The sequence below is a fragment of the Rhodovulum tesquicola genome (genome assembly GCF_024128855.1).
GTDB classification, from domain to species: Bacteria; Pseudomonadota; Alphaproteobacteria; order Rhodobacterales; family Rhodobacteraceae; genus Rhodovulum; species Rhodovulum tesquicola.
Genome location: NZ_JAMYDV010000004.1, coordinates 119,236 through 135,046, shown reverse-complemented (window position 1 = coordinate 135,046; position 15,811 = coordinate 119,236). Strand labels below are relative to the sequence as shown.

Genomic DNA, 15,811 nt, shown 5'->3' with positions numbered 1-15,811 from the left:
CCGAAGGACGCCCCGCCCATGCCGCCCCGTTTCGCCGCGCCCGACGCGCCCTCGCTGCCGCTGCATGTCGTCGAGGAGGCAACCCTTGCCGAATGGCGCGCCGCCCGTCCCCCGGCCGAGGCCGAATGGCTGAATGCCACGGGCTTTGCCGCGGGTCTGGGCGAGGTCGCGCTGTTGCCCGGGCCCGATGGCCGGGTCGCGGGGGCGGTTGCGGGCTACGGAACGGCGGGCAAACGCGCGCGCGGGCGGTTCCACCTTGCGGGCGCGGCGGCGCGCCTGCCCGAAGGGGTGTGGCATCTGGAGACCGCGCTTTCGGGCGCCGAGCTGGCCGCCGAGGCGCTGGGCCTGCTGCTGGCCGCCTACCGCTTTGACCGCTACCGCGCGCAGCCGCCGCTGAAGGCGCAGGTCAAGGCGCCGCCCGGCATCGACGCGCCCCGGATCGAGGCGCTGGCCGCGGCCGAATGGCTGACCCGGGATCTGATCAACACGCCCGCCTGCGACATGGGCCCCGAGGCGCTGGAGGAGGCGCTGGTCGCGCTGGCCGCCCGGCAGGGCGCAAGCGTCACCGCGATCCGGGGCGACGGCCTGGTCGCGCAGAACTTCCCGCTGATCCATGCCGTCGGCCGCGCCGGGCCGCAGGCGCCGCGGCTGCTGGACCTGCGCTGGGGCGATGCGGGGCCGCGTCTGACGCTGGTCGGCAAGGGGGTCTGTTTCGACACCGGCGGGCTGAACCTGAAACCGGGCGAGTCGATGGGCCTGATGAAGAAGGACATGGGCGGGGCCGCGACCGCGATGGGGCTGGCGCAGGCGATCATGGCGCTGGGCCTGCCCGTGCGGCTGCGGCTGCTGGTCCCGGCGGTGGAGAACTCGGTCTCCGCCAACGCCTTTCGCCCGCAGGACATCCTGACCGCACGCAACGGGTTGAGCGTCGAGATCAACAATACCGATGCCGAGGGGCGGCTGGTGCTGGCCGACGCGCTGGCGCTGGCCTGCGAGGAAGAGACCGACCTGCTGATCTCGATGGCCACGCTGACCGGGGCGGCGCGCGTTGCCGTCGGCCCCGATATCGCGCCCTTCTATACCGGGGACGAGGTGCTGGCCGCCGCGCTGGCCGCCGCCGGGGCGGAAGCCGCCGATCCGGTCTGGCGCATGCCCTTCCACGCCCCCTACGAGGCGATGATCGAGCCCGGCATCGCCGATCTCGACAATGCGCCCCGGGGCGGTTTTGCCGGGTCGATCACCGCCGCGCTGTTCCTGCGCCGCTTTGCCGGGGACGCGCGCTATGCCCATTTCGACATCTATGGCTGGCAACCCGCCGATGCGCCCGCCCGGCCCAAGGGCGGGCTGGGACAGGGCGCGCGCGCGATCCTGGGCGCGCTGCCGCAGGTGCTGGGGCTGTGAGCGACCGGCGCGAGACACCGGCGAATGCCCGCGTCGCGGCGCTGCATCTGCACGGCCGGGTCACGGCCGACCGCTTCACCGCGCCCACCCGCCACCGGGTCATCCCGCCGCTGACGGATCTGCTGCGCGCCCCCGGCGGCCCGCGCGAGCGCCAGCTTGTCCATGGCGAGGCGTTCGAGGTGCTGGACACGCATGAGGGCCATGCCTTCGGCTGGGCCGCGCGCGACGGCTATGTGGGCTATATGGCCGCCACGGCGCTGTCGGCCGACCTGCCCGAGCCCAGCCATGCCGTCGCCGCGCCTGCCACCCATGCCTATCCAGCGCCCGACCTGAAATGCCCCGAGATCTGCGCCCTGTCCTTCGGCACGCAGATCCGCGTCACCGCCGAGAGCGGCGATTTCTGCCAGAGTGCCGAAGGCTGGTTCCTGCCCAGGCCGCATCTGCGCCCGCTGGATGCGCCCTTTGCCGATCCGGTCGCGGTGGCAGAGCTGTTCCTCGGGGTGCCCTATCTGTGGGGCGGCAATTCGATCCGGGGGATCGACTGTTCGGGGCTGGTCCAGGCGGCCTTTCTGGCCTGCGGCCGGGCCTGTCCCGGCGACAGCGACCAGCAGGCCCGCGTGTTGGGCAGGCTGCTGCCGCCGGACAGCCTGCCCCGGCGCGGCGATCTGATCTTCTGGAGGGGCCATGTCGCGCTGGTCGCCGATCCGCAGACGCTGATCCATGCCAATGCCCATGCGATGGCCGTGGCCCGCGAGCCCATCGACGAGGCGCTTGCCCGGATCGCGGCCACGGGCGGCGGCGCGCCCACCGCGCATCGCCGCGCCTAGCCGACCGCCCCTATCCGACCGGGCGGATCAGCGCCTTGTCCAGCACGCGCAGCACCTGTTTCAGGTCATGGCCGCGCTTCAGGATGCGGCCGTCCATCCCGATCACCGCATAGATCCCCTGGCGGGCGCGCAGGCGCGGGCGCTTCTCGATGCGGTAAAGCGGGTGCTCGGCGGTGCGGCGAAAGACGGAAAAGACCGCCGCCTCGCGCAGCGACGAGATGGCATAGTCGCGCCACTCCCCCGCGGCGACCATCCGGCCGTAAAGCGCAAGGATCGCCCCCAGCTCGGCCCGGTCGAAGCTGATCTGCTCGGGCGGGCCGGCATGGACGAACGGGGGCGGTGTCACGACGTTCATCCGCCCAGCGTGCCGCCGCCGCGTCGTCAAATCAAGTTCTGCCCGGATCGCGCCCCGAAATTACCTTGCGATGGTCGCGCGCGGTCCGCGATGCCGCCCGGATTCGCGGGAATATTGCCTTCATAGCGAAGACGCTACCCCGGTGCCGCGGTTCAACAGCCCCCACCCAGCCTGTGGCACCGGGAACTTTCGCTCTCCCCCTCGACGGCAATGACCCCGCGCGCGCGTTCGCGCATCTGCGGGATCCATGGTGCGACCGGCGGCACGACCGGCGCAGGGCCCGCCCCCGGCCGCGCTGCTTCTTCTGGCCGGAAATATCCCGGGGGAGTCGCCGGTGCCGCTTGCGGCAGCGGCGGCGGGGGCAGCGCCCCCTTGCCCCGGGCGCTCAGGCGAACTGGCCCTGGCAGAACCAGCCTGACGACATCTCGCCGCCATGGGCGTAGTAAAGCCACAGCCGCAGCCCCTCGGCGGTGTCGACCCGCCAGTAATCCCGCGGCCCGGACCGCCAGGCGGGATCGTCCAGCCACCATTCCGGCGCGATCCGCTCGGGGCCGGTGGCGCCCAGACTCGCGAAATCGCGCCGCCGCCAGCGGAACCGGTCCGGGGGCGCGGGCCGGTCGGGGGCGGTGACCGGCTCGGGCGGGAACAGCAGCAGCGGCCGGGGCCGGGTGCGGGCGGGCCAGTCGGCGGCCGGTTCGGACCAGGCGGCGGCCAGCACCTGCCAGCCCTTTTCGGGGATATGGCTTTCGGCCGGGGCGACCCGGGTCAGCGCGTCCAGCCCCACCCGCGCCCCGATCCGCCCGATCAGGTCCGCCAGCGCCGTCCCGGCGCCGCCGCGGGCCAGCGCGTCGCGGGCGGCCTCGGCATGGCCGGCATGCTGGCGGGCATGGACGGGCTCGGTCACGGGCGCTTCGAGCCGCAGCCGGTCGATGCCCGGCCCGGCCTCCAGCGCCCGCAGTTTCAGCGCCAGCAGCGGCCGGATCCGCTCGGGCTGGGCAACGGCCTGGGCAAGGCCCAGCTCCACCGTCTCGACCCCGTGATCGCAGCGCAAGGCCTGAAGCCGCACCCGCCGCGCGCCGCGGCCTGCCTCGGCCAGCCGGGCGCAGAGCGCGGGCAGCAGCCGGTCGATCCCGGCCAGGATGTCGGCCTCCAGCCCGATCGGGTCGGGCAGGGTCAGGCGCACCGCGAAACGGGGGGCGGGGCGCAGCGGCGAGACGGGTTCGGCCTCGATCCCCAGCGCCTGGTCGATGCGGCGCGGCAGGTCGCGGCCGAACCGGCGGACCAGCGGCGCGCGCGGCAGGCCCAGCACGTCGCCGACCTGGCGCAGCCCCAGCCGGGCCAGTCCCTCGACCATGTCGGGGGGCAGGCGCAGCGCGGCCAGGGGGAGCGGCGCGAGCGCGGCGCGGGTCTGGCCGGGCGGCGCGATTCGCGGCGGCGGGGCGCCTTGCGGCAGGTCGGGGCGGCGCTGCCAGACGGCGCGTTTCGCGGCGCGCGCGCGGGTGGCGCGGGCCTCCTGCGCGATGGCGTCGCCCGAGCGGTGCGGCGCGGCCTGCACGCCGGCAAAGCGCGCGAGCGCCCAGGCCGCGCCGCGGGTATCGGCCAGCCCGGCGCGCAGGCTCAGCCCCAGATCCCCGCAGTCGGTGCGCAGCGCGTCGATCATCCCCTCCTCGCCGCCGAACAGATGGGCGCAGCCGGTGATGTCGAGGACCAGCCCCTCGGGCGGCTCGGCCGCGACCCAGGGCGAGAACCGCCCGGCCCAGCGCGCCAGCCCGTCCAGAAAGGCCGCCTCGCCCGGCGGGTCGGCGGGCCGGGTGATCAGCCCCGAACAGATCGCCAGCGCGTCGCGCAGCGGCTGGCCGCGCCGCAGCCCCGCGGCTTCGGCCTCGGCATTCAGCGAGGCGAGGATCTGTGCCCCCCCGGTTTCGGCGACCACCGCCAGCGGCCCGGGCGGCAGCCCGTGCCAGCGGCGCAGCGCGCGTTCGGCGGCAAGCCGCGGAAACCAGAGCGACAGGATACGGCGGGCGGGCATGGCGGCAGCAAATGTTCCCTATATGTTCCAGATTAGACCGCCCCCGGCCCGGAGTCGAGTCCACCCGCCCCGCTTGCAAGCCCGCGCCCTTTGCCCCAGCTTGCCCCGAACCCGTCCGATCCGGTGCGACTCGGACATCGCCGACAGGAGAGACCTTTCTTGCCCGACCCCAAGCCCCCGCTTCTGGCCGTTCTGATCGACGCCGACAACATCCCCGCCCGCTATGCCGAGGCGATCCTGAAGGAGATCACGTCCTTCGGGGAACCCGCGCTGAGGCGGGTCTATGGCGACTGGTCGTCGGACCGGCTGAAGCCCTGGTCCGAGAAGGTGCTGGGGCTGGGCCTGGTGGCGCATCAGGAAACCGCGAATACCAAGGGCAAGAATGCCAGCGATATCGGGCTGGTGATCGACGCGATGGACATCCTGCATTCGGGCCGGTTCGACGGGTTCGTGCTGGTCTCGTCGGACAGCGACTTCACGCGGTTGGCCAGTCGCATCCGCGAACAGGGGCTGGACGTGATCGGCATCGGCGAGGCCAAGGCGCCGGTCAGCTTGCGCAATGTCTGCAACCGCTTCGTGCTGATCGAGAACATCGTCGAGGAGACGGTGCCGGTGCAGAAGGGCAAGGCGCCGGAGGCGCCGTCGGGCAAGCGGCCGCCGAAGGAGGCGATCGACCTGATCATCCGGGCGATGGACAAGATCGAGCAGGAGGACGAGTGGTACACGCTGGGCCAGCTTGGCCAGTACATCACCGCCGACAATCCCGATTTCGATACCCGCACCTATGGCAAGCGCAAGCTGTCGGACCTTGTGCATGAACTCAAGCGGTTCGAGACGCGCAAGATCGCCAACCAGATGCAGGTGCGCCGGGTGGACTAGGTCCGGACCCCGTAGCGGGCCATGAAGGTCGCGACCGCGCCGTCGATCACCCGGGCGATCTCCTCGGGGGAAAAGCGGTCGTCGATCCGCAGCAGGTGGCGCAGGTAGAGATCGGCCTTGCACAGCTCGATGAACTGGTCGGCGGCAAGGGCGGCGTCGGGGATCGCCACCTCGCCCTGTCCGTCGACGCCCGCCAGAAAACCGGCCAGTTCGTCATGCAGCCGCCGCGGACCCGAGCGGTAGAAGGCCGCGCCCAGTTCCGGAAAGCGGTCGGATTCGGCCACGCAGATCCGGAACACCGCCTGGTTGAACTCGCACAGGAACGAGGCGACCATATGCCCCGCGGCCTGGCGCAGCACCTCGGCGACCGGCGCGCCGAGGTCGATCTGGTCCAGCGCGGCCAGCGTCTGGCGGTCGCATTCCTGTCGGAACACCTCGATGAACAAGAGCCGCTTGTCGGGGAAATAGCTGTAGAGCGTGGCCTTGGACACGCCCGCCGTGCGGGCGATGTCGTCCACATTCGCCCCCTCGAACCCGTCGCGCAGGAAGATGTCGCGGGCGCCTTCCAGCACCTGCTCGAACTTGCGCCCCTTGCGGATCGTCGCGGGATTGGTGTTCATCCGGCCTTCCGTTCTACCGAGGGGGTAGTCTAAACCAGACGGTTCACTTCGGGCAAGCCTTGGCGGGGCGGCAAATGGCCCTCTGTCGCGCTGCGTGGCGAACGGAAATCCTGCGCTTGAAACCCGCCTTTCGCGGCATAGTTTAGAACAATTCCAGACTGTGAGGATGCCGATGATTCCCGGACTTACCCAGCGGCGCCGGTTCTCCGATCTCAGCGAGCAGGAGATCCTTGCGCTTGCGATCTCGTCCGAGGAGGACGATGCCCGCATCTATCGCAGCTATGCCGAACGGCTGCGTGCCGATTATCCCGATTCGGCGCAGGTCTTCGACAGCATGGCGGGGGAAGAGGACCTGCACCGCCAGCGCCTGATCGAGAAGCACCGCGAACGGTTCGGCGAGGTGATCCCGTTGATCCGGCGCGAGCATGTCTCGGGCTATTACGCGCGCCGCCCGGTCTGGCTGATCGAGAATCTGGGGATCGAGCGGATCCGCGACGAGGCCGAGATGATGGAGCGCGATGCGCATGCCTTCTACCTGAAGGCGGCGCAGCGGACCTCGGATGCGGGCACCCGCAGGCTGCTGGGCGATCTTGCCGCCGCCGAGGCCGGGCATGAGGCGCGGGCCGACAAGCTGGTGGACGCGCATGTCGGCGAGGATGCCGAGGCGCAGGAGGCGCGCACCGCGCATCGGAAATTCGTGCTGACCTGGGTGCAGCCGGGGCTGGCCGGGCTGATGGATGGCTCGGTCTCGACGCTGGCGCCGATCTTTGCCACCGCCTTTGCCACGCAGGATCCGCGCACCACGCTGCTGGTGGGCATCGCCGCCTCGGTGGGCGCGGGGATCTCGATGGGGTTCACCGAGGCGGCCTCGGATGACGGGGTGATCTCGGGGCGCGGCTCGCCGCTCAAGCGGGGCATCGCCTCGGGGGTGATGACGGCGGTCGGCGGGCTGGGCCACGCGCTGCCCTATCTGATCCCGGATTTCTGGACCGCCACCACCATCGCGATGATCGTCGTCTTCATCGAGCTCTGGGTCATCGCCTGGATCCAGAAACGCTATATGGAAACGCCCTTCCTGCGCGCGGCCTTCCAGGTGGTGCTGGGCGGCGGGCTGGTGCTGGCGGCGGGCATCCTGATCGGGTCGGGATAGGGGGGCGGCGCCCGGGCGAGGAAGGCGCCCCCGGTCGGGGCGCCTTGGGCTGTCAGGGCAGGGGCCGGGTCAGGCCGCGCGGCGACGTGCCCGCCGGACAAGGCCCAGACCGCCCAGCGCGGCCAGCAGGAGCGGCAGGCTTGCGGGGACCGGCACCACGTTGGGCTCGACGATCCGGCCATAGAGCGCCGCGACCGAGGTCGATCCTTCCGGGCTGTTGAAGCCGGTCGTCAGGGTGGTGCCGCCATCCTGCGAGAAGCCCAGCAATTCAAGTGTGTAGTTAAGCCCGTCATACATGAAGGTCGCGCTGGTGAAGGTGTTCGCGATCGACGCGATGTCGCCGTCCGTGACCGGGTCACCGCTGGTGTTGGGCGTGTTGATGACGTCGAAGGCGAAGCTGAAGGCTTCGGTCACGTTCAGCGGGCTGACGATGAACAGTGTCACGGCAAGGCTTGCGCCGTCGAAATCGTGGTTGGTCACCGATCCGTTGCGATAGGTGAAATCGCCCACCTTGAACAGGTTGCCCGCCTCGGCCGTCCAGCCCGGCCCGCCATCCGATCCGACGCCGTCGAAGCTCCAGAGATTGTTGAAATCGGTGTCGACCGGCGTGCCCCAGTCGACATCCGCCGTCCCGCTCGCATCGTTGTTGGCGATCGTGAAGCCGACGTTGCCGATCGGGTCGACCCAGCTTCCTTCCGCCGTTCCGGAAAAGGTGACGGCATGGGCCGCACCGGCCGAAAGGCCGAGGATCGCGGCCGCGATCAGATGGTGTTTCATGTCTGGTTTCCCCTTCTTACCCCTGGGCGGTGCACTCGAAAACCTGCACCGTCCACCCGGCGAGAAGATCAGAAAATCGGTAAAATTTCAACAAGATTGCAAAGGAAGGCCCCTCTGCGCAATAATCGAACTCGTGCGGTCGGCCTGGCGCGTGCGCTGCGCGCGCGACATTCCCAAGTCCGCCGCCGCGTGCTAACCGCCGGACATGCTGGCGATCTTTCTTCAGACCCTGCCCTTCTTCGCGCTGATCGGCCTTGGCTACGGGGCCGGGCGGACCGGGTTCTTCACGCCCGAGGCGACCGCCTGGCTGACGAAATTCGTCTTCTACTTCGCGCTGTCGGCGATGATCTTCCGCTTTGCCGCCAACCTGCCCGCGGCCGAGCTGTTCGATCCGGCCTTCATCGCGGCCTATCTGACCGGCACGATGGCGGTCTACCTGCTGGCCACCGCGGTCGCGCTGATCCGCCGCCGGGGCGTGGCCGAGGCGGCGGTCGAGGCGCAATGCGCGGCCATCGGCAATACGGGTTTTCTGGGCATCCCGATGCTGGCGGTCCTGCTGGGCGAGGCCGCGGTGGGGCCGGTGATGATGGTGCTGGCGGTCGATCTGATCGTGTTCTCAAGCCTGATCGTGATCCTTGTCACCGCCTCGCGCGAGGGGCGGCTGTCGCCCGCGATCCTGGGCACTGTCGCGCTGGGGCTTGTGAAGAACCCGATGATCGTGTCGATCGTGCTGGGGCTGTGCTGGTCGGCCTTTCGCCTGCCGCTGCCGGAACCGGCGGCGATGTTCCTGGTGCTGCTGGGTGCTGCGGCCACGCCGGGCGCGCTGTTTGCCATCGGCGCCTCGCTTGCCGCGCGGTCGGCCGAGCGGCTGGCGGTGGCGGGCTGGCTGTCACTCGCCAAGCTGGTCCTGCACCCGGCCGCGGTGGCCTTTTGCGCGCTGGTGCTGTTCGATGTCCGGCCCTTTGCCGCGGGGGTGATGATCGCGGCGGCCGCGCTGCCGGTGGCGGGCAATGTCTACATGCTGGCCCAGCATTACGGCGTCGCGCCGCAGCGGGTGTCGGCCTCGATCCTGATCTCGACCGCGGCCTCGATCCTGACGGTTCCCGCGGTGATCGCGCTGATCGCCACGCTCTGAGCTTGCCCGGGCGGCGCGGGCGCGCTACCCCATAGCCGGGCCAGCGAGGGAGAGCGCCATGGAAACCCTATCCGAGAACAGATGCTTCGGCGGGAAGCAGGGCGTCTATCGCCACGCCTCCGAGGTTTGCAGATGCGACATGACCTTTGGCCTGTTCCTGCCCGAAGAGGCCGAGGACGGGCCGGTGCCGGTGCTGTGGTATCTGTCGGGCCTGACCTGCACGCATGAGAACGCGATGGTCAAGGCGGGCGCCCAGCAATGGGCGGCCGAGCATGGCATCGCGCTGGTCTTTCCCGACACCTCGCCGAGGGGCGCGGATGTGGCCGATCACGAGATGTACAATCTGGGCCAGGGCGCGGGATTCTATGTCAACGCCACCGAAGCCCCCTGGGCCGCGAATTTCCGCATGTGGGACTATATCGCCGAGGAATTGCCGCGGGTTCTGTTCAACGGCTTCGCGCTGGACGAGGAACGCCAGGCGATCACCGGCCATTCCATGGGCGGGCATGGCGCGCTGACCATCGCGATGGCCTATCCCGGGCGGTTCGCGTCCGTGTCGGCCTTTGCGCCGATCACCCATCCCAGCCGGTCGGATTGGGCGAAGAAGCCGATCCACGCCTATCTGGGCGAGGGCAATGTGGACTGGGTGCGGCACGATGCCTGCCTGTCGCTGCGCGAGAACGGGTTCAACGGGCCGATGCTGATCGACCAGGGGACGGGCGACCAGTTCATCGACTCGCTGATGCCCGAGGCGCTGGCCGCGGCGATCACCGAGACCCGGCATCCCGCGATCTTCCGGATGCAGGGCGGCTATGACCATTCCTATTTCTTCGTCTCCACCTTCATGGAGGATCACGTCGCCTTCCACGCCGAGGCGCTGTACCGGTGAGCCGGGTGTTCGTCGACGCCGATGCCTGTCCGGTCAAGGACGAGGCGCTGCGCGTCGCCGAACGCCATGGCGCCCCGATCCATTATGTCGCGAATGGCGGGCTGCGCCCCGTGGATCACCCGCTGGCGCGGATGGTCTATGTGGCGCAAGGCCCCGACGAGGCCGACAAGTGGATCGCCGATCAGGCCGGCCCCGGCGACGTGGTGGTGACGGCCGATGTGCCGCTGGCCGCGAAATGCGTGGCGGCCGGGGCGGCGGTGCTGAACCACAATGGCGAGGCGTTCACCCTTGCCAATATCGGCCCGAAACTGGCCAGCCGCGACCTGATGGCCGACCTGCGCGCCGCCGATCCGTTCCGGCAGGGCGGCGGGCGCGGGTTTTCCAGGGCCGACCGCTCGCGCTTTCTCGACGCGCTGGAACGGGCCTTGCGTGCGGCCAGCCAGTCCGCGGATGCGGCGCCGCGTGGCGCTGGGCCGACGGGCTGAGCGCAGGGGGGGGGAGGGAGGATGCCCGAGATCATCGGCTTTGCCGAAGGCCAGGCCTGCCTGAACTGGGACGGGCTGTGCGCCGCGCTGGCGGCGGGGCATGCCCTGCCGCGTGCGGAGATTGCCGACAGTTTCCTTTATCGCGGGGCGGATACGCTGTTGAACCGGGCGGCCTGGATCGACGGGCTGGGGCTGGCGGTGAAATCGGCGACGATCTTTCCGGCCAATCCCGCCCGCGACAAACCGGCGGTCAATGGCGGCGTGTGCCTTTACTCCGACCGCGACGGCACGCTTGAGGCGATCGTCGATTTCCACCTTGTCACGAAATGGAAGACCGCCGGTGACAGTCTGCTGGCCGCCACGCGGCTGGCCCGGCCCGACAGCCGCGAGATCCTGATCGTCGGCGCGGGCACGGTGGCGCATGCGCTGTACGAAGCCTATTCCAGCGCCTTTCCGCAGGCGCGCTTCACCGTCTGGAACCGCTCGGCCGCGGGGGCGGAGCGGTTGGCCAGCAGCGTTCCGCGGATCGCGGTCGCGCGCGATCTGGAAGACGCGGTGCGCGCGGCCGATATCGTGACCTCGGCCACCATGGCGACCCATCCGCTGATCCGGGGCGAGTGGCTGCGGCCGGGCCAGCATGTCGACCTGATCGGCGCGTTCCGCCCCGACATGCGCGAGGCCGACGATGCCGCGCTGAAACGGGCGCGGATCTTCGTGGACAGCCGGGATACCACGCTGGGCCATATCGGCGAGCTGAAGATCCCGCTTGCCTCGGGCGCCATCGCGGAAGGCGATATCGTGGCGGATTTCTACGACCTGCCCGCGGGGCGGTTCGCGCGGACCGCGGAGGACGAGATCACGCTGTTCAAGAATGGCGGCGGCGCGCATCTGGACCTGATGACCTGCGCGCATATCCTCGACGCCTGGCGCGCGCGATGATCTGGGCGCTGGCGGCGCTGGCGGCGGGCGCTTACCCGCTGTCGGAATGGCTGCGCCGCCCGGTGGCGGAGGCGCGCGCCGCGGCGCCGGGGGCGATGGCCGCGCTGCCCTCGGGGTGCACCCATTACCGCTGGCATGGCCCGGCAGATGGCCCGGTCGTGCTGTGCCTGCACGGGATTTCCACCGGCGGCTGGTTCATGGACAGCACCGCCGAGACGCTGGCCCGGCTGGGATACCGCGTGCTGGTGCCTGATCTTTACGGGCGCGGCCTGTCCGACCGTCCGCCCGGCCGCCAGAGCAGCGCGATGCTGATCGGCCAGATCGACGAATTGCTGGCGGCGCAGGGCGTGACGGGGCGGCTGGGGGTGCTGGGCTTCTCGATGGGGGGGGCACTTGCCACGGCTTTTGCGGCCGCCCGGCCCGACCTTGTGGAGCGGCTGATCCTGATCGCGCCCGCCGGGCTGGGGCTGAAGATGCCCCGGGCCGTGGCGCTGGCCCGCGCCCTGCCGGGGCTGGCGGACTGGCTGGTGCGGGTTCCGGGCGGCGCGCTGATGCGGCTGGTGGCCCGGCGATACGGCCGCGCGCGCGCCCTGCCCGCGGCGGTGATCGAGGCGCAGGTCGCCGAGACCCGGTATCGTGGCTTTCTGCCCGCGATGCTGTCCAGCCTGCGCGGCCTGCTGGCCGAGGATCTTGCCCCCGCCCATCGCCGCCTTGCCGCCGCGGGGATGCCCGTGCTGGCGATCTGGGCCGAGGGGGACGAGCTGATCGCGCCCGCGGCCGCGCAACGGCTTGCCGCGCTGAACCCGGGGGCCGTGCAGATCACCCTGGCGGGTGCCAGCCATGTCCTGCCGATCACCCATGCCGCAGAGGTGGCAAGGGCGCTGGCGGGGGTCCTGCCGCGCCGCTGACCGGCGAACGCGCCCCTTTTCGCCGCCGCGCCCCCGGCCTAGAACCGCGCCATGGGACAGAGTCTGCGAAGCCTTTACGATGCCCGGGTCAGCGCGGGCGAGTTGCGCCCCGATCCGGCGCAGATCGCGGCGCTGGCGCCGCTGGACCGGATCCGCGCCGCGCTGGAAAACCCGCCCCCCGCGCCGCGTGGCGGGCTGTTCCGCAAGCCCCCGCCGCCCGCGCCGGTGCGCGGGCTTTACCTGTGGGGGGGCGTGGGGCGCGGCAAGTCGATGCTGATGGACCTGTTCCATGCGGGCGTCGGGATCGAGGGCAAGCGGCGCGTGCATTTCCACGCCTTCATGCAGCAGATCCACAAGGGGTTGCATGCCGCGCGCAAGGCCGGGGCCGAGGACGCGCTGCGCCCGGTCGTGGCGGCCGAGTTCAGGGGCTTGCGGCTTCTGTGTCTGGACGAGATGCAGATCACCGACATCGCGGATGCGATGATCGTGGGGCGGCTGTTCGAGCTGATCTTTGCCGAGGGCGTGTGCGTGGTCACGACCTCGAACCGGGTGCCGGGGGACCTTTACAAGGACGGGTTGCAGCGCGAGCGGTTCGTCCCCTTCATCCGGATGATCGAGGAGCGGCTGGAGGGGGTGCACCTCGCCTCGCCCACGGATTACCGGCAGAACCGGCTGACCGGGGCGGATGTCTATTTCACCCCCGCCGACCGTCTGGCGCGCGAGGCGCTGTCGGCGATCTGGCGGGATCTGACCGAGGGGGCGGGGGGGCCGCTGACGCTGCGGGTTCAGGGCCGCGACCTTGCCTTGCCGCTGTTTCACAACGGGGTCGCACGGGCGAGTTTCTGGGATCTGTGCGCCCGCCCGCTGGGACCGGCCGATTACCTTGCGCTGGCCGAGGCGGTGCGGGTGCTGATCCTGGAGGACATCCCGCGGCTGTCGTCGGAGAACTACAACGAGGCACGCCGCTTCGTGACGCTGGTGGATGCGCTTTACGAGGGCCGCGTGCGGCTGATCGCGTCTGCGGCGGCGCAGCCCGAGATGCTGTATCTCGAAGGGGCGGGATCCTTCGAGTTCGAGCGCACGGCGAGCCGGTTGAGGGAAATGCAGGCGGCCGAATGGGGGGTGGCCGGAGGCTAGGAATTGTCGGTCAGCACCCGCCCGGCAAGGTAGAGCGAGCCGCAGATCAGGATCCGGGCGTTCGGCTGCGCCGCGGCGATGCGCGCCACGGCCTCGGCCACATCCAAGGCGGTCGTGGCGGGCAGGCCCGCCCTTGTGGCCGCGGCGGCGGTGGTTTCGGCGGGCAGGGTCGCGGCCTCGCCGGGGATCGAGACGGCGGTCAGGCTGTCGGCCACGGCTGCCAGCGGCCGCATGAAGCCCGCGACATCCTTGGTGTTCAGCATGCCGCAGATCAGGTGCAGCGGGCGCGGGGGCAGGCGGGTCAGCGCCTCGGCCAGCGCGATGCCTGCGGCGGGGTTGTGTCCGCCATCGAGCCAGAGTTCGGCGCGGCCCGCCGCATCGACCAGCGGGCCGTGGCGGAGCCGTTGCAGCCGGGCGGGCCAGTCGGCGCGCGTCAGCGCCGCCTCGCAGGCGGTCTCGTCCATGCCCAGTGCGCGCAAGGTGGCGATCGCCATGCCCGCGTTCTGCACCTGATGGGCGCCGATCAGGCGGGGCGGGGGCAGGTCCAGAAGCCCGCGCTCGTCCTGATAGACCAGCCGCCCGCGTTCCTCCCAGACATGCCAGTGCTGGCCATGGGCGAGGAGCGGGGCGCCAAGGCGGGCGGCCTGAGCCTCGATCACCGCCAGCGCGGATTCCTGCTGGGGGCCGACCACGCAGGGCACGCCGCGTTTCAGGATCCCGGCCTTTTCGGCGGCGATCTCGGGCAGGGTTTCGCCCAGATATTGCTGGTGGTCCAGATCGACCGGCGCGATCACCGTCAGCGCCGGACGCTCGATCACGTTGGTCGCGTCGAGCCGCCCGCCAAGGCCGACTTCGAGCAGGCAGAAATCGGCCGGGTCGCGGGAAAAGGCGAGGAAGGCCGCGCAGGTCGTGATCTCGAAATAGGTGATGGCCTGCCCGCCATTGGCGCGGTCGCATTCGTCCAGCACGGCGGACAGCGTGTCCTCGGCGATCAGGCCGTCGGCCAGGCGGATCCGTTCGTGGAAGCGGGCGAGATGGGGCGAGGTATAGGCCTGCACCCGCTGCCCGGCGCCGGTCAGCCCCGCACGGATCATCGCAAGCGTCGAGCCCTTGCCGTTGGTGCCCGCGACATGGATCACCGGTGCAAGCCGCCGCTCGGGATGGTCGAGCGCTGCCAGCAGCCGCCACACCCGGTCCAGCGTCAGGTCGATGATCTTGGGATGCAACGCCATCATCCGGGCGAGGAGGGCGTCGCTTGTGCCCCCGCTCACCCCTTGGCGCCCGCCTCGGGGGGTTCGGTGTCGGGCGGTGCGTTGCGCCGGGGCGGTTCGGTGTTCTCGGTGTCGTCCTGCGCCGCGTCGGTCGGGCCGTGGCTGAAGCTGGCGGGGGGCGGCAGGTCGGCGATCACCGCGGGCGGCAGGCCCATCAGCATCCGCGTGATGGTCACCAGTTCCTCGCGCAGCTTGCCGCGCGGCGTCACCCGGTCGAGCATGCCGTGTTCCAGCAGGTATTCGGCGCGCTGGAAGCCCTCGGGCAGCTTCTCGCGGATCGTCTGTTCGATCACGCGCGGCCCGGCAAAGCAGATCAGCGCGTTCGGCTCGGCGATCTGGATATCGCCCAGCATCGCGTAGGAGGCGGTCACGCCGCCCGTGGTCGGGTGGGTGAGGACCACGATATAGGGCAGCCCGGCCTCTTTCAGCATCTGGATCGCGACGGTCGAGCGCGGCATCTGCATCAGGCTGAGGATGCCCTCCTGCATGCGGGCGCCGCCTGCGGCCGAGAACAGGATCAGCGGGCGGCGCAGTTCCAGCGCGCGCTGGGCGGCGGCGATGATCGCGTTGCCGACATACATGCCCATGGACCCGCCCATGAAGCTGAAATCCTGCGCGGCGCAGATGACCGGGGTGCGCCCGATCTCGCCCTCGGCGACCAGCATCGCCTCTTTCTCGCCGGTGCCCTTCTGGGCGGCCTTCATGCGGTCGGGGTATTTCTTCTGGTCGCGGAAGCCCAGCGGATCGGCCACCGGGACGGGCACCGCGACCTCGGTGAAGATGCCGCCGTCGAACAGCGTCAGGAACCGGTCGCGCGGCGTGATCCCCGTGTGATGGCCGCAGGCGGTGCAGACATTCAGGTTGTCGCTGAGTTCGCGGTGGAACAGCATCGTTCCGCAGGCATCGCATTTCGTCCAGAGGTTCTCGGGGATCTCGCGGCGCGAGAACAGCGAGTTGATCTTGGGCCGGACGTAGTTGTTGATCCAGTTCATGCGCGGGCCACCCTCGG

General features: G+C 70.6%; 16 protein-coding genes. 10 read left to right on the top strand and 6 right to left on the bottom strand.

What is annotated here, in order from left to right; all coding sequences use genetic code 11:
• The first annotated feature begins 18 nt into the window (after window positions 1-18).
• Window positions 19-1,401 carry a leucyl aminopeptidase family protein gene (locus NHN26_RS05940; protein WP_253088585.1) on the top strand — a complete coding sequence of 461 codons (1,383 nt, stop codon included), beginning with the start codon at window positions 19-21 and terminating at the stop codon, window positions 1,399-1,401.
• On the top strand, window positions 1,398-2,228 hold the full coding sequence (locus tag NHN26_RS05935) for a C40 family peptidase (protein WP_253088584.1): 831 nt from the start codon (window positions 1,398-1,400) through the stop codon (window positions 2,226-2,228). The genes NHN26_RS05940 and NHN26_RS05935 overlap by 4 nt, the downstream gene beginning before the upstream one ends.
• 10 nt (window positions 2,229-2,238) lie before the next feature.
• Here the strand turns inward: NHN26_RS05935 and NHN26_RS05930 are convergent, their stop codons facing one another.
• Together NHN26_RS05930 and NHN26_RS05925 are read right to left on the bottom strand one after the other, a co-directional pair.
• Window positions 2,239-2,583, bottom strand: coding sequence for a DUF2794 domain-containing protein (locus tag NHN26_RS05930; RefSeq protein ID WP_253088583.1), 345 nt, complete (start codon window positions 2,581-2,583; stop codon window positions 2,239-2,241).
• 385 nt (window positions 2,584-2,968) lie between these two features.
• Window positions 2,969-4,612, bottom strand: a complete 1,644-nt coding sequence (locus NHN26_RS05925; RefSeq protein ID WP_253088582.1) for a Y-family DNA polymerase — start codon at window positions 4,610-4,612, stop codon at window positions 2,969-2,971.
• Window positions 4,613-4,771: 159 nt separating this feature from the next.
• On the opposite strand from NHN26_RS05925, the gene NHN26_RS05920 reads away from it, so the two are divergent.
• A complete protein-coding gene (locus NHN26_RS05920) occupies window positions 4,772-5,491 on the top strand; it encodes an NYN domain-containing protein (protein ID WP_253088581.1) in 720 nt (239 codons plus the stop codon).
• On the opposite strand, the gene NHN26_RS05915 is transcribed toward NHN26_RS05920, so the two are convergent.
• The gene (locus NHN26_RS05915) at window positions 5,488-6,111 is read right to left on the bottom strand and encodes a TetR/AcrR family transcriptional regulator (protein ID WP_253088580.1); all 624 of its coding nucleotides are present in this window, start codon (window positions 6,109-6,111) and stop codon (window positions 5,488-5,490) included. The two genes, NHN26_RS05920 and NHN26_RS05915, sit on opposite strands and share 4 nt — an antisense overlap.
• 172 nt (window positions 6,112-6,283) lie before the next feature.
• Here NHN26_RS05915 and mbfA point away from each other — a divergent pair, with 172 nt between their 5' ends.
• Window positions 6,284-7,261 (top strand): iron exporter MbfA, encoded by a 978-nt coding sequence (gene mbfA, locus NHN26_RS05910; protein WP_253088651.1) that lies wholly within the window; start codon window positions 6,284-6,286, stop codon window positions 7,259-7,261.
• A gap of 69 nt (window positions 7,262-7,330) precedes the next feature.
• Here mbfA and NHN26_RS05905 read toward each other — a convergent pair whose 3' ends face one another.
• Complete coding sequence (locus NHN26_RS05905) at window positions 7,331-8,038, bottom strand: choice-of-anchor K domain-containing protein (protein WP_253088579.1); 708 nt, start codon at window positions 8,036-8,038, stop codon at window positions 7,331-7,333.
• Window positions 8,039-8,243: 205 nt separating this feature from the next.
• Here NHN26_RS05905 and NHN26_RS05900 point away from each other — a divergent pair, with 205 nt between their 5' ends.
• The 6 genes from NHN26_RS05900 to zapE are packed head-to-tail and all read left to right on the top strand — an operon-like array spanning window position 8,244 to window position 13,531.
• Complete coding sequence (locus NHN26_RS05900; RefSeq protein ID WP_253088578.1) at window positions 8,244-9,173, top strand: AEC family transporter; 930 nt, start codon at window positions 8,244-8,246, stop codon at window positions 9,171-9,173.
• 58 nt (window positions 9,174-9,231) lie between these two features.
• Window positions 9,232-10,062 (top strand): S-formylglutathione hydrolase, encoded by an 831-nt coding sequence (fghA, locus tag NHN26_RS05895; protein WP_253088577.1) that lies wholly within the window; start codon window positions 9,232-9,234, stop codon window positions 10,060-10,062.
• On the top strand, window positions 10,059-10,547 hold the full coding sequence (locus tag NHN26_RS05890) for a YaiI/YqxD family protein (RefSeq protein ID WP_253088576.1): 489 nt from the start codon (window positions 10,059-10,061) through the stop codon (window positions 10,545-10,547). Before fghA ends, NHN26_RS05890 begins: the two co-directional genes overlap by 4 nt.
• Window positions 10,548-10,568: 21 nt before the next feature.
• Window positions 10,569-11,486, top strand: a complete 918-nt coding sequence (locus NHN26_RS05885; RefSeq protein WP_253088575.1) for an ornithine cyclodeaminase family protein — start codon at window positions 10,569-10,571, stop codon at window positions 11,484-11,486.
• Entirely contained in the window at window positions 11,483-12,394 is a 912-nt protein-coding gene (locus NHN26_RS05880) for an alpha/beta fold hydrolase (protein ID WP_253088574.1), read from the top strand. The genes NHN26_RS05885 and NHN26_RS05880 overlap by 4 nt, the downstream gene beginning before the upstream one ends.
• Before the next feature lie 51 nt (window positions 12,395-12,445).
• Window positions 12,446-13,531, top strand: a complete 1,086-nt coding sequence (gene zapE / locus NHN26_RS05875; protein ID WP_253088573.1) for a cell division protein ZapE — start codon at window positions 12,446-12,448, stop codon at window positions 13,529-13,531.
• Here zapE and NHN26_RS05870 read toward each other — a convergent pair.
• Window positions 13,528-14,802: a bifunctional folylpolyglutamate synthase/dihydrofolate synthase gene (locus NHN26_RS05870; RefSeq protein ID WP_253088572.1), complete on the bottom strand. Its 1,275-nt coding sequence runs from the start codon at window positions 14,800-14,802 to the stop codon at window positions 13,528-13,530. The genes zapE and NHN26_RS05870 overlap by 4 nt on opposite strands.
• On the bottom strand, window positions 14,799-15,794 hold the full coding sequence (gene accD / locus NHN26_RS05865; RefSeq protein ID WP_253088571.1) for an acetyl-CoA carboxylase, carboxyltransferase subunit beta: 996 nt from the start codon (window positions 15,792-15,794) through the stop codon (window positions 14,799-14,801). The genes NHN26_RS05870 and accD overlap by 4 nt, the downstream gene beginning before the upstream one ends.
• Between the last annotated feature and the right edge of the window lie 17 nt (window positions 15,795-15,811).

Coding starts and splice junctions, on each gene's coding strand:
- NHN26_RS05885 (WP_253088575.1), top strand. CDS start 10,569: ATGCCCGAGATCATCGGCTTTGCCGAAGGCCAGGCCTGCCTGAACTGG.
- accD (WP_253088571.1), bottom strand. CDS start 15,794: ATGAACTGGATCAACAACTACGTCCGGCCCAAGATCAACTCGCTGTTC.
- zapE (WP_253088573.1), top strand. CDS start 12,446: ATGGGACAGAGTCTGCGAAGCCTTTACGATGCCCGGGTCAGCGCGGGC.
- NHN26_RS05940 (WP_253088585.1), top strand. CDS start 19: ATGCCGCCCCGTTTCGCCGCGCCCGACGCGCCCTCGCTGCCGCTGCAT.
- NHN26_RS05915 (WP_253088580.1), bottom strand. CDS start 6,111: ATGAACACCAATCCCGCGACGATCCGCAAGGGGCGCAAGTTCGAGCAG.
- fghA (WP_253088577.1), top strand. CDS start 9,232: ATGGAAACCCTATCCGAGAACAGATGCTTCGGCGGGAAGCAGGGCGTC.
- NHN26_RS05900 (WP_253088578.1), top strand. CDS start 8,244: ATGCTGGCGATCTTTCTTCAGACCCTGCCCTTCTTCGCGCTGATCGGC.
- NHN26_RS05880 (WP_253088574.1), top strand. CDS start 11,483: ATGATCTGGGCGCTGGCGGCGCTGGCGGCGGGCGCTTACCCGCTGTCG.
- NHN26_RS05925 (WP_253088582.1), bottom strand. CDS start 4,612: ATGCCCGCCCGCCGTATCCTGTCGCTCTGGTTTCCGCGGCTTGCCGCC.
- mbfA (WP_253088651.1), top strand. CDS start 6,284: ATGATTCCCGGACTTACCCAGCGGCGCCGGTTCTCCGATCTCAGCGAG.
- NHN26_RS05905 (WP_253088579.1), bottom strand. CDS start 8,038: ATGAAACACCATCTGATCGCGGCCGCGATCCTCGGCCTTTCGGCCGGT.
- NHN26_RS05930 (WP_253088583.1), bottom strand. CDS start 2,583: ATGAACGTCGTGACACCGCCCCCGTTCGTCCATGCCGGCCCGCCCGAG.